The sequence below is a fragment of the Roseivirga sp. genome (assembly GCF_034669765.1).
Classification (GTDB): domain Bacteria; phylum Bacteroidota; class Bacteroidia; order Cytophagales; family Cyclobacteriaceae; genus Roseivirga.
Genome location: NZ_JAXMOQ010000011.1, coordinates 1 through 11,899, shown reverse-complemented (window position 1 = coordinate 11,899; position 11,899 = coordinate 1). Strand labels below are relative to the sequence as shown.

Annotated in this window: 12 protein-coding genes; 9 read left to right on the top strand and 3 right to left on the bottom strand. The window is 39.8% G+C overall.

Annotated features, from left to right (window positions below; all coding sequences use genetic code 11):
• Positions 1-92: 92 nt before the first annotated feature.
• Complete coding sequence (locus tag VOI17_RS17260; protein WP_323758478.1) at positions 93-569, top strand: YdeI/OmpD-associated family protein; 477 nt, start codon at positions 93-95, stop codon at positions 567-569.
• A 1-nt stretch (position 570) separates the two neighbouring features.
• Here VOI17_RS17260 and VOI17_RS17255 read toward each other — a convergent pair whose 3' ends face one another.
• Both VOI17_RS17255 and VOI17_RS17250 read right to left on the bottom strand, forming a co-directional pair.
• Positions 571-1,317 carry a zinc permease gene (locus VOI17_RS17255; protein WP_323758477.1) on the bottom strand — a complete coding sequence of 249 codons (747 nt, stop codon included), beginning with the start codon at positions 1,315-1,317 and terminating at the stop codon, positions 571-573.
• 86 nt (positions 1,318-1,403) lie between these two features.
• Positions 1,404-2,429 carry an FAD:protein FMN transferase gene (locus tag VOI17_RS17250; protein ID WP_323758476.1) on the bottom strand — a complete coding sequence of 342 codons (1,026 nt, stop codon included), beginning with the start codon at positions 2,427-2,429 and terminating at the stop codon, positions 1,404-1,406.
• Positions 2,430-2,542: 113 nt separating this feature from the next.
• Between VOI17_RS17250 and ruvB the strand changes: the two genes are divergently transcribed.
• The 3 genes from ruvB (at position 2,543) to queG (ending at position 5,526) form a co-directional block, all read left to right on the top strand.
• Positions 2,543-3,577: a Holliday junction branch migration DNA helicase RuvB gene (gene ruvB / locus VOI17_RS17245; protein WP_323758475.1), complete on the top strand. Its 1,035-nt coding sequence runs from the start codon at positions 2,543-2,545 to the stop codon at positions 3,575-3,577.
• Positions 3,578-3,796: 219 nt separating this feature from the next.
• Positions 3,797-4,186 carry an endonuclease domain-containing protein gene (locus VOI17_RS17240; protein ID WP_323758474.1) on the top strand — a complete coding sequence of 130 codons (390 nt, stop codon included), beginning with the start codon at positions 3,797-3,799 and terminating at the stop codon, positions 4,184-4,186.
• A gap of 410 nt (positions 4,187-4,596) precedes the next feature.
• The gene (queG, locus tag VOI17_RS17235; RefSeq protein ID WP_323758473.1) at positions 4,597-5,526 is read left to right on the top strand and encodes a tRNA epoxyqueuosine(34) reductase QueG; all 930 of its coding nucleotides are present in this window, start codon (positions 4,597-4,599) and stop codon (positions 5,524-5,526) included.
• A gap of 41 nt (positions 5,527-5,567) precedes the next feature.
• On the opposite strand, the gene VOI17_RS17230 is transcribed toward queG, so the two are convergent.
• Positions 5,568-5,756, bottom strand: coding sequence for a hypothetical protein (locus VOI17_RS17230; RefSeq protein ID WP_323758472.1), 189 nt, complete (start codon positions 5,754-5,756; stop codon positions 5,568-5,570).
• Between the two features lie 143 nt (positions 5,757-5,899).
• On the opposite strand from VOI17_RS17230, the gene VOI17_RS17225 reads away from it, so the two are divergent.
• From VOI17_RS17225 to pfkA, 5 genes are all read left to right on the top strand, one after another.
• A complete protein-coding gene (locus VOI17_RS17225) occupies positions 5,900-7,348 on the top strand; it encodes a BatD family protein (RefSeq protein WP_323758471.1) in 1,449 nt (482 codons plus the stop codon).
• Positions 7,349-8,425, top strand: coding sequence for a chorismate synthase (gene aroC, locus VOI17_RS17220; protein WP_323758470.1), 1,077 nt, complete (start codon positions 7,349-7,351; stop codon positions 8,423-8,425).
• A 17-nt stretch (positions 8,426-8,442) separates the two neighbouring features.
• Positions 8,443-9,840 carry a dicarboxylate/amino acid:cation symporter gene (locus VOI17_RS17215; protein WP_323758469.1) on the top strand — a complete coding sequence of 466 codons (1,398 nt, stop codon included), beginning with the start codon at positions 8,443-8,445 and terminating at the stop codon, positions 9,838-9,840.
• A gap of 48 nt (positions 9,841-9,888) precedes the next feature.
• Positions 9,889-10,458: a NifU family protein gene (locus tag VOI17_RS17210; protein WP_323758468.1), complete on the top strand. Its 570-nt coding sequence runs from the start codon at positions 9,889-9,891 to the stop codon at positions 10,456-10,458.
• Positions 10,459-10,557: 99 nt separating this feature from the next.
• A complete protein-coding gene (pfkA, locus tag VOI17_RS17205) occupies positions 10,558-11,541 on the top strand; it encodes a 6-phosphofructokinase (protein ID WP_323758467.1) in 984 nt (327 codons plus the stop codon).
• Positions 11,542-11,899: the final 358 nt, after the last annotated feature.

Sequence of the window (11,899 nt, the reverse complement as noted above, 5' to 3'; positions counted from 1 at the left end):
TACATCCCATTTTAATCATTTATGGGCTTAACTGAAAGAGGTTTTGTAGATCAGTTGTGTAATTGTAGATTTGTTTAAAGCCATGAGTTATTATGAGAGAAAAAATTCACGAGTTCGAAGCCATTATCCAAAACGGAGGTGAGAAATGGCCAGAAGCAGCCTGTGTTTCAATTCCGTTTAGTGTGGAGGAAGTGTTTGGGACGAAAGGCCAAGTGAAAGTGAGGGCTACTTTTGATGGGGAGCCATACCGAGGTTCAATTGCCAATATGGGCACAGGACATATTTTGATTTTAAGAAATGACATTAGGGCTGCGATTGAAAAAAGTCATGGAGATACAGTGACTGTCACCATTCAAAAAGATACTGAAGAGAGAATTGTGGAGGTGCCAGCTGAGCTTCAGACACTTTTGCATACCAATTCAAAGGCAGAAGAATTTTTTAACTCACTCTCTTACACCAACAGAAAAGAATATGCACTTTGGATTACTTCTGCTAAAAAGCAAGAAACCAAAGACCGCAGACTTGAAAAAACCATTGAAATGCTATTGGGTGGAGTGAAGCATCCGTAATTTAAATTATCAACTGAGCCAATACCGCTGCCCCCGCACCCACTAGAGAAATCGAAAATCTTTTCCAGTCGAGTTTGTGATGAGGATCGCTTTCTATAAAAATAGTAGTAGAAATTTGAAGGAAACTGCCTGTCACAACAGCAAAGAAAATGATAAGGTATTTTTCTGGTAATAGGTTGGAATGACTAAAATACTCGGAGGTAACTAAACCCAAAGGCGAACTAATGGCAAAGATGAATAGTAGGCCGAAAGCCTTGTATTTGTTTTTAAGTTGAGCAACCAATAGTGCCATTAGCGCTAATGAAGCAGGTATTTTATGCATTACAATTCCTAATAGAATTTTAGGCGAACTTCCATGACTGTAAACTGAATCAGGAGTATGATTGGAATGTAAGGAGTCTGTTAGAATAGAGCCTTCTAAAAAGGAATGCAGGACAAGGGCAATTAACAAATAAGTAACAGGCACCTTGGTGTGAACATGTATATGGCCATGCTCTACCCCGCTAGAAAAATTCTCTAATACTTTCTGGATAAAGAACCCGATAAGGATGTAGAGGCCAAGGTTGAATGGATCTTCTCCACTCATGAATAAATCTGGAATAAGGTGGATTACTGTAACTGAAAATAAATAGGCTCCAGCAAAAACAAGGAAATAGCGAATTTTGGTGTCACTAAAAGTGGCATTGCCTAAAATAAAGAGGCCTGGAACAAGCGCGCAAAGCAGTAAAATGGTGACGTTTATAAGCAAACCTAAAAATCGTTAATGCAACAACATTGCAAATATGATAAAGAAAATCGAATTTTCATTTAAATAGTTCCCTATAGGTCACTGTATTATTGCTCGTTTATGGTTTTTCCCTTTAAGCCAGAAGAAATGTAGGTTTGCGTATTTCCGTCTTGGTCGGAATAAATAAAGTAGGCTTCCAAGCTTGGGTTACTTTCTACCATTGCTTTTGCTTTGTCTAATCCCATGGCCATTGATGCTGTAGCATAAGCATCTGCATACATGCAAGTTGGGGCTACTATGGTCGCGCTCAAAAGCGTGATCATTTTTGGGTACCCCGTTTTTGGGTCAATGGTGTGGGCCACTTTTTTCCCATCCACAATTTTATAATTACGATAGTTTCCTGAAGTGGCCATTCCATGGTTTTCTAGTTGAATGGCATCGAAAACTCCACCCACTCGGTTCTCATCGGGTACTTCAATACCAATGGTCCAAGTTTCGCCTGAGTCGTTTTTGCCTTTCGCACGCACTTCGCCACCTATTTCAACCATGAAATTTTCAATATTCTGTTTCATTAAATACTCCGCTATTACATCAATTGCTTGGCCTTTTGCTATGGCCGAAAAATTGAGTTTGAGTTCTGGAATACTTTTAAATACTTTTTCGCTTGTGAATTTAACTTTCTCAAAGCCTACATACTTCAAAACTGAATCTACTTGACCGCTGTCAAGCATCACGCTTTTTCCATCACCAAAACCCCAAGCATCCACCAATGGGCCTACTGTTGGGTCGAAATAACCTCCAGATGCCTTATATACTTCTTGGCTGGCGATAAGTACTTCTGAAAAGTAGGGGAAGTTGAAAGTCGCTTTTCCTTCTTTATTGAAGATTGAAATTTCAGAATCGGGGATGTAAGTAGAAAGTGATTGATTGAAGTCTATCAAAAGTGAATCAATCTCCTTTTTGAAATTCCTCAGGTCTTCGTCAATATACTTTATGTTATAAGCAATAACGCCCATTGTGGTGCCCTGAACCAATACCATTTTTGGTTTTTGGTTTTCGCGGTATTTCCAAACCACAAAAATTGCAATTACTAACACGAGTAGGTATATTCTAGACCTTTGATTCTTGTCCATTGTCTCAAAATTTGAGCAAAGATAATGAGTGCTTTTCCTTGATGTAAGGTTAAAGAGTAAAAGATTGATTAGGTGAAAAAAACTAACTGCTATCTTAGCAAAAAGATTGGTGAATGCGCGAAGACTATTTAAATGCTGAAGATGATCATCTCAATCCTGAAGAAAAGGATATTGAGAGAGCACTGAGACCGCTAAGTTTTGAGGACTTTACGGGGCAGCATAAGATTGTAGAGAACTTGAAAATATTCGTTTTGGCGGCTAAAGGGCGGTCAGAGCCTTTGGATCACGTCTTATTGCACGGCCCTCCGGGCTTGGGTAAAACCACCCTGTCTCATATTATTGCCAATGAACTTAAGTCTGATTTAAAGATTACTTCTGGCCCCGTACTCGATAAACCAGGCGATTTAGCTGGTTTATTAACGAATCTTGAACATGGTGATGTGTTGTTCATTGATGAAATCCACAGGCTGAATCCCATTGTAGAGGAATACCTGTATTCCGCTATGGAAGATTATCGCATCGATATTATGCTCGATTCAGGGCCAAATGCGCGTTCAGTTCAAATTTCATTGGAACCATTTACGTTAATTGGAGCTACTACTAGGTCGGGTTTATTGACATCACCTTTACGTGCGCGTTTCGGGATCAATGCCAGACTGGAATATTATGATGCTAAATTATTAACCACCATCGTTCAACGATCAGCCGAAATTCTGAATACGCCTATTGATGATGATGCAGCTTATGAAATTGCAAGAAGAAGCCGAGGAACTCCACGAATTGCGAACAACCTTTTGCGCAGAACAAGGGATTTTGCTCAAATCAAGGGAACAGGAACCATTACCAAAGCGATAAGTGAAATGGCATTGAACGCTTTGGATGTCGATTCGCATGGATTGGACGAAATGGACAACCGTATTTTGCTTACCATTATCGAAAAATTTAAAGGCGGGCCAGTAGGTATTTCTACCATTGCCACGGCAGTAGGTGAAGAGGCCGAAACCATAGAAGAAGTTTATGAGCCTTTCCTAATTCAAGAAGGCTACCTTAAGCGTACCTCTCGCGGCCGTGAAGCAACAGAATTGGCTTACAAACATTTGAATATTAAACCTCCAGGCGGGCAGACAGGTAGTTTGTTTGATTCTTAGAAGTTATGCTTTGTTAATGCCTTTTAGCAACACACCCCTAGCCCCTCTCAAGGGGGAAATGGTTTTGAGGTTTATCAAATATATCAGCCTTAAAGTGGAATGCTTCTTATGTGGGAATGCTAAATTATTAACTGACAAAGTATTCCCTCCTTTTTCTTGCGCCCGAAGCCTATGGCGAAGGAGCAGAGGAGGGCAAGGAGGTGACAAGAATGTGATAGCATGAACCTGTTTAAACCAAAAATAACCTACGACAAAGAACTCACTGAGAAGGCTAAATACCTCAGGAATAACAGCACTCTAACTGAAGTGCTTTTGTGGAATGAGCTTAAGAGAGGTAGGAGAAGAGGGTATGATTTTCATCGACAAAAACCCATTCTTCACTGGATTGTAGACTTCTTTTGTTACGATTTAATGCTCGTTATTGAAATTGATGGCAATTATCATGATAGGGAAGATGTAAGGAGAAATGATCAAGATCGTCAAGAAAGAATTGAAGCTTTAGGAATAACGTTCCTGAGATTTAGAGATGAAACGATTAAGCATGATATTCAGGCAGCGATAGCGGATATTGAAGAGTATATTGATGAATTTGAGAAAACTAGAAGTTAGGAGTAATACACACCCCTAGCCACTCTCAAGAGGGGAATGGTTTTGAGGTAAATCAAATATTTCAGTCTTAAAGTGGAATGCTTATTATGTGGAAAGACTAAATTATTAACTGACAAAGTATTCCCTCCTTGAGGAGGGTAGGGAGGTGACAAAAGAATAAAGTGTGAGACAATAGTTTAGCAACACACCCCTAATCCCTCTCAAGAGGGTAATGGTTTGAGATAAAGTAGATATTTGAGCCCTATAGTGGAATGCTTATTATGTGGAAAGGCCAAAATATTAACTAACAAAGTATTCCCTCCTTTTTCTTGCGCCCGAAGCCTATAGCGAAGGAGCAGAGGAGGGCAGGGAGGTGACTATATATATTAGAAAATAGAAGTTAATTTTCAAGAATTTAGAATTCAAATTTATTGCAAAACATTTCTAAAAATACCACCATCATCAAGCAAACAGCCCAAAAGCTAGGCTTTGATTTCTGTGGTATTTCCAAAGCAGAGTTTTTGGCTGATGAAGCCCCACGTTTAGAGGCTTGGTTAAAGAAGGGGAATCATGGCGAAATGAGTTATATGGAAAACCATTTCGATAAACGCCTTGACCCAAGTAAACTGGTGTCTGGTGCTAAATCTGTGGTTTCATTACTTTATAATTATTATCCTGAAAAAGATTTAGCCGAAGAACATCCAGAGCATTTGAAACTGGCTAAATACGCTTATGGAGAGGATTACCATTTTGTCATTAAGGATCGGCTGAAAACCTTCATGTCGATTATAAAGGAAGAAATTGGAGATGTGGAAGGCCGAGTATTTGTGGATTCGGCTCCTGTAATGGAACGCCAATGGGCGGCTAAAAGCGGTTTGGGCTGGTTAGGGAAGAATACCTTATTAATCAATAAAGGGCAAGGCAGCTATTTTTTTTTAGCCGAATTGATTATTGATTTAGAACTTGAGCCTGATGGTCCAATCAAAGATTATTGCGGAACCTGCACCCGCTGCATCGATGCTTGCCCAACCGATGCGATTACACCTTATGAAGTAGATGCGAACAAATGTATTTCTTACCTGACTATTGAACTGAGAGATCAAATTCCCGATACTTTTCAAGGGAAGATGGATAACTGGGTTTTCGGTTGTGATATCTGCCAAGAGGTTTGTCCATGGAATAGGTTTTCAAAGCCGCACTCCGAGCCTAACTTCCATCCTAAAAATGAGCTTTTAGAATTATTTAACAATAATTGGCAAGATTTAACGGAGGAGGTTTTTCGATCGGTTTTTAAAGGTTCGGCAGTGAAAAGAACCAAGCTGGAAGGGTTGAAAAGAAATATAAAAATGGCAAAAAAATAGCCCATTGCTAAGACGGCAACGGGCGGTGTGATTAAATGATTTTATACTGCGAGTAAAAACTGTTCTTTAAGAACATTTCCGTATAAGTGCCCAAATTTTGCATAGCACCACCGTTTTAATTCTTCTAATTCTTCTCCGATGACGGAGTGAATAGCCTTTCTCAACTCTTTTTCAAATAGCTTCTTATCGAAGCTCACCTTCGCGAGGATGGTTTTGAAATATTCCAACATGTCAAGATCGTTTAATTGGTTATAAATCTATTGTGCCTTTCGCACATAATCACGAACGAAGCGATTAGGATTTAGTTACCCCAAAAATTTAAATTATATTTAAAACCTCTTCGTTTGAGGAGAAGCGAATATAATAAATTGACATGAGAATTACCAGTTCAAAATTCATTCTTGTCGCCTGTCTCATATGCTTTAGTTGGGTGGCAAAGGCGCAATCAACTTCTATTGAATTAGGGCCAGACGAAGTAGGCCTCAATCAGCTTTTTACCATTAAGGTAACCGTGTTGAATGGTAAACTGAAATCGTATACAGACTTTCCAAATATTGATGGTTTTGCCAAAAGAGGGACCTCTTCTAGTAGCAGTACCAATATAATAAACGGGCAGGTGAGCTCTTCTCAGAGTATTATTCAGCGCTACCTTCCTTTAGAAGAGGGCACATATCAGTTGGAGGATTTTACTATTGATGTGAATGGAGTAGCAATCTCCTCAAAGGGAAAGAAAATTAAGATTATCCCTCCGGTTGAAACCAGAAGAAACAGTAATAGAACAACATACGGCCATAACACTTTTGATAACCTGTTTGGAGAAGAAAAGGACCCTGAATTTGTGGAGGTGAAAGAAGATGCGTTTTTGGCGCTAACTACAGATAAGGACGAAGTTTATATGGGAGAAGGCTTTACGGCCACTTTTGCCTTTTATGTAGCTGAAGATAATAGAGCACCTTTGCAGTTTAATGACCCTGGTACTCAATTGTCAGAAGTGCTTAAAACCCTGCGCCCTACCAATAGCTGGGAAGAGAATTTTAATATTGAGAGCATTACTGGGGAGAAGGTAAATGTTGGTGGCAAGGGATATATTAGGTATAAAATTTATAGAGCCACTTATTTTCCGCTCAACCTAGATCCTATAGTTTTCCCTTCCGTGCCATTTGAAATGATTAAATACCAAGTGGCCAAATCACCTTCGTTTTTTGGGAGAGATAGAAAAGAGGACTTTAAAACCTTCTACTCTAAGGAGAAGACGGTGAAGGTGAAGGCTTTGCCACCTCACCCACTTAAAGATGCGGTTGCTGTTGGGGAATTCTTTTTAGATGAAAAAATGAGCAAGAAAACGCTCGAGACCGGTGGAAGCTTTGAGTATACTTTTGGAATTTATGGAGAAGGTAATATTTCTGGAATTAGTGGACCGAAAATTCCTGACAATAAAGCCATTGAATTTTATCCTCCCGATGTGAGTCAAGACATAAACCGTAATAATAGCAAAGTAACGGGTTCAAAAAAATTCACTTACTATGGTTTGCCAAATGAACCAGGTCAGTATAACATGGAAGACTATTTCAGTTGGGTGTATTTTAACCCGAAAACTGCTAAATATGATACCCTTAAATCTGAAGTAAAGTTTGAGGTTACGGGAGAAAGTAAAAAGAACATTTCAATTTCTTCAGTTGATTTAGGCTCGTTTTATGACTCCATTGAAGATAAATCAAATAATTTAGAAAGTTTGACCGAAGATAAGACCATGCAAGTCCTTGCCAATATTTTAATATTAGCTATGTTCGCGGGCGCTGGTTTCATCTACTTTAAAAAATAAATGGGCAATACTTTCGGTAATCTTTTCAGAATCCACACCTACGGAGAATCTCACGGAAAGGCTTTGGGTGTAATCATTGATGGCTGCCCAGCGGGTTTGCATATTGATGAAGCATTTATTCAATCAGAGCTGGACAGGAGAAAACCAGGGCAGTCTAAAATTACTACTCAGAGGAAAGAAGCCGATGAGTTTGAAATCGTTTCTGGTGTTTTTGAAGGGAAGTCTACTGGAACACCGATTAGTATTATCATCCGAAATCAAGATCAGAAAAGTAAGGACTACTCTCATATAGCAGATAAATTCCGCCCATCGCATGCCGATTATACTTTTCAGAAAAAGTATGGCATTCGTGATTATAGAGGTGGGGGAAGAAGTTCTGCAAGAGAAACAGTTGCCCGAGTTGCCGCTGGAGCCATTGCCAAGCTTTACCTCAGGCATCATGAAATTTCATTTCATGCTTATGTATCTCAAGTTGGGAACTTGAAACTGGATAAAGACTATACTCAGCTCGACCTTACAAAAACCGAAGACAACATTCTTCGTTGCCCCGATCCAGAAATGGCTGAAAAAATGATTGAGCTAATTGACCAAACACGTAAAAATCGTGATACCATTGGTGGAATTGTTACTGGAGTTATTCTGGGCGTTCCGGCTGGTTTGGGAGAACCTGTCTTTGATAAGCTTCATGCGGAAATTGGCAAAGCCATGCTCTCTATTAATGCGGTAAAAGGCTTTGAATATGGGAGTGGTTTTGAAGGGGTAAAAATGAATGGTTCGGAACATAACGATGCGTTCTATATGGATAATAACATAGTGAAAACCAGAACTAACTACTCTGGGGGCATACAAGGAGGTATATCGAACGGGCAAGATATTTACTTCAATGTAGCCTTTAAACCCGTTGCTACAATCATGATTGATCAAGAAAGTATTAATGAAGCTGGAGATACGGTTGCGGTAGAAGGTAAAGGTCGCCACGACCCTTGTGTAGTACCGCGCGCGGTACCTATCGTAGAAGCAATGGCCGCTTTGGTAATTGCTGATTATTTGCTAATTAGCGAGACTAATCGAATTTAGACTATCTATATATACATATGAAAAAGCTTCCTCTTCATATCAAAATAATGATCGGGCTTTTGGCTGGTGTTATTTGGGCATTCACCGCAAGTGCACTTGGCTGGAATCAATTTACTACTGATTGGATCGACCCATTTGGTCAGATTTTTATCAGAATGTTGAAGTACATAGCAGTTCCATTAGTGCTGTTTTCCATTATTGGAGGAATTTCTAGCTTAAAAGACTTGTCCAAACTTGGTAGAATGGGTGCTAAGACATTGTCATTCTATTTAGTCACAACGGTTTTCGCTGTGGGTATTGGTTTAGTCTTGGTAAATGTTTTTAGACCAGGTGATTTTATTGACGAGGAGCAAAGAATAAAAAATCGACTCCAATACGAAGAGTGGGTTGCGTCTACAGACGGTGTTGAAATATTAGATGGTAAGAACTTTTTAGCTGACCCAAAATATAACAATCTCGATTTCAAGCAAGAAATGACCGAGGCTGAAAAGAAAATGGTCGAGGAAAAGCAGGCGACAGCAAATGAGAAGAAAGATGAGGGGCCTCTTTCTTTTTTGGTAGATATGGTGCCAGAAAATATTGTGCTGTCACTGTCGAATGACAAACTGATGCTCCAGGTAATTTTCTTTGCCATATTTTTTGGGATTTGTTTGGCACTAGTGCCTGACGACAAGGGTGCTGGGCTTAAGAATTTTGTGGATGCCACCAACGAAGTATTTCTTAAAATGGTGGACATTATAATGAAGTCTGCACCATTCTTTGTCTTCGCCTTATTGGCTGGTGTTATTTCGAAAATGGCGGACACGCCAGGTGAAGTACTAGAGATTTTCAAAGGGCTAGCTTCCTACTCTGTTACTTTAGTGGCTGGCCTTCTGTTCTTGATTTTTATATTTTACCCACTTATTGTTAAGACTTTCGTCAAGAAACTTTCTTATAAAAAGTTCTTTCAAAAAATTAGCCCAGCTCAATTTTTGGCTTTTTCAACCAGTTCTAGCGCAGCAACTTTGCCAGTGACTATGGAGTGTGTTGAAGATAATCTAGGAGTGTCCAAAAACGTTTCGAGCTTTGTTTTGCCTATTGGGGCAACAGTGAACATGGACGGAACGAGTTTGTATCAAGCCGTTGCGGTAGTCTTTATGGCGCAAATGCACATGGTTGATTTATCCATAACGCAGCAACTTACAATTGTGCTTACCGCTACTTTGGCCTCTATCGGTTCGGCAGCAGTGCCTAGTGCTGGAATTGTTATGATGGTGGTAGTGCTTCAGTCTGTGGGCTTAAACCCGGCCTGGATAGCAATTATTTTTCCTGTCGATAGACCACTGGATATGTTAAGAACGGTGGTTAATGTAACAGGTGATGCTACAGTAGCTACCTTAGTTGCTAAATCTGAAAACGAATTAAAGGAAGACTGAGAAACTTTTCAATTACCTTTGTGGTTCAAAAGGACTAGACAGTTAGATATGAAAGCGGTAAACATATATATGGAAGCCAACCCTAACCCAAACTCTATGAAGTTTGTGGTGAACTTTATGCTTTTGCAAGAGGGAGTGAGTTTCGATTATCCTAATATTGAATCAGCTAAGGAATCTCCTTTGGCACAAGAATTATTCAATATCCCTTCAGTAGAAAGAGTGTTCTACATGAGTAATTTTATTACAGTTACTAAATCGGAATCTGTGGAATGGCCAGAGATTCAGAATGAAGTTAAAAATGTAATTAAGCCATACCTAGAGAACGAAAAGCCTTTGATTCTTCAGGAGTTGGAGAAAGATCCATTATTTGACGAAAACGATTCTGAAGTAGTAAAACAAATCAAAGGCATTTTGGACGAATACATCCGCCCAGCAGTAGAACAGGATGGTGGAGCCATTGGCTTTGCTTCCTTTAATGACGGAGTGGTAAAAGTGAACCTTCAAGGTTCTTGCAGCGGATGTCCGGCTTCAGCTGTTACCTTAAAGTCAGGTATAGAGAACTTGTTAAAAAGAATGCTTCCTAACGATGTAAGAGAAGTGGTAGCTGAAGGGGTTTAAAAGAATTAAACATATTGAGTTTATATTTAAGGTGATTCGAAAGGATCACCTTTTTATTTGAGCATCACTTAGATTTAGAAACTCTATTTAATGAATAGTATGAAAGCGAACATCAAGAAAATTGCTGTACTAACCTCTGGGGGTGACGCACCAGGAATGAATGCTGCTGTTAGGGCAGTGGTTAGGTCTAGTGTTTATTATAACCTCGATGTCTATGGAGTTTATAAAGGTTATGACGGACTTATTAATGGAGATATAGAACAACTTCAAGCGCGATCAGTATCTAACATACTAAGTCGTGGAGGTACATTTCTACTTTCCGCTAGAAGTGATGAGTTTAGAACCAAAGAGGGGAGAGCAAAAGCCTACGAAAACTTCAAAGCAAATGACTTAGATGCTTTAGTGGTAATTGGTGGTGACGGTTCGTTCACTGGTGCCGATGTGTTTAGTCAAGAGTATGATGTTCCTGTTTTAGGAATACCAGGCACAATTGATAATGACTTGGCAGGAACGGATTTTACCATTGGATATGATACAGCATGTAATACGGCTACCGAGGCGATTGATAAAATTAGAGATACGGCCTCTTCTCATGAAAGGCTGTTCTTCGTGGAGGTCATGGGCAGAGATGCTGGCTTTATTGCTGTAAATTCTGGGATAAGTGGTGGTGCCGTGGCGATGTTACTGCCAGAGCATAATTGGGGAATTGATGATTTGATCAGAAGACTTCAAAGAGGAGCATCTAATCATAAAGCTTCTAATATTGTAATTGTGGCCGAAGGCTGTAAACTTGGTTCTGCTTATGAAATAGCAGCCAAAGTAAAAGCTCAGTTAGGTTACTTTGATATTCGCGTCACTGTTTTGGGGCATTTACAGCGAGGTGGTTCTCCTACTACTTCAGATAGGGTGCTTGCCAGTCATCTAGGCGTGGCTGCTGTTGAGGGCTTGCTAAATGGGCGATCAAATGTTATGGTTGGGGTAGTGAACAGTAAGGTGGTCTATACCCCCATCAACGAGGCAGTTAAAACCATTAAGGAAATTGATGCTGACGAGTTTAGGATCGCTAAAATTCTATCGATCTAATTAAAGTCAAGTAATCCAATTTATAGGGCAAGCTTATCCAAGTTGGATTTAGAATTGAGCCAGCCTGTAGGGAAGCTCCCCGAAGTATTCAACATAAAGTGATTAAAAACAAAAAAGCCCAGCAATGTGCTGAGCTTTTTGAAGTAGTCCGTAGGAGGGCAATACGTTAAGAATTCTTCCAGTGGAAGAATTTAGAATTGAGCCAGCCTGCAGGGAAGCTCCCCGAAGTACTCAACATAAAGTGATTAAAAACAAAAAAGCCCAGCAATGTGCTGAGCTTTTTGAAGTAGTCCGTAGGAGGGCAATACGTTAAGAATTCTTCCAGTGGAAGAATTTAGAATTGAGCCAGCCTGCAGGG

Coding starts and splice junctions, on each gene's coding strand:
- VOI17_RS17260 (WP_323758478.1), top strand. CDS start 93: ATGAGAGAAAAAATTCACGAGTTCGAAGCCATTATCCAAAACGGAGGT.
- VOI17_RS17250 (WP_323758476.1), bottom strand. CDS start 2,429: ATGGACAAGAATCAAAGGTCTAGAATATACCTACTCGTGTTAGTAATT.
- ruvB (WP_323758475.1), top strand. CDS start 2,543: ATGCGCGAAGACTATTTAAATGCTGAAGATGATCATCTCAATCCTGAA.
- VOI17_RS17240 (WP_323758474.1), top strand. CDS start 3,797: ATGAACCTGTTTAAACCAAAAATAACCTACGACAAAGAACTCACTGAG.
- VOI17_RS17230 (WP_323758472.1), bottom strand. CDS start 5,756: ATGTTGGAATATTTCAAAACCATCCTCGCGAAGGTGAGCTTCGATAAG.
- VOI17_RS17225 (WP_323758471.1), top strand. CDS start 5,900: ATGAGAATTACCAGTTCAAAATTCATTCTTGTCGCCTGTCTCATATGC.
- aroC (WP_323758470.1), top strand. CDS start 7,349: ATGGGCAATACTTTCGGTAATCTTTTCAGAATCCACACCTACGGAGAA.
- VOI17_RS17215 (WP_323758469.1), top strand. CDS start 8,443: ATGAAAAAGCTTCCTCTTCATATCAAAATAATGATCGGGCTTTTGGCT.
- VOI17_RS17210 (WP_323758468.1), top strand. CDS start 9,889: ATGAAAGCGGTAAACATATATATGGAAGCCAACCCTAACCCAAACTCT.
- pfkA (WP_323758467.1), top strand. CDS start 10,558: ATGAAAGCGAACATCAAGAAAATTGCTGTACTAACCTCTGGGGGTGAC.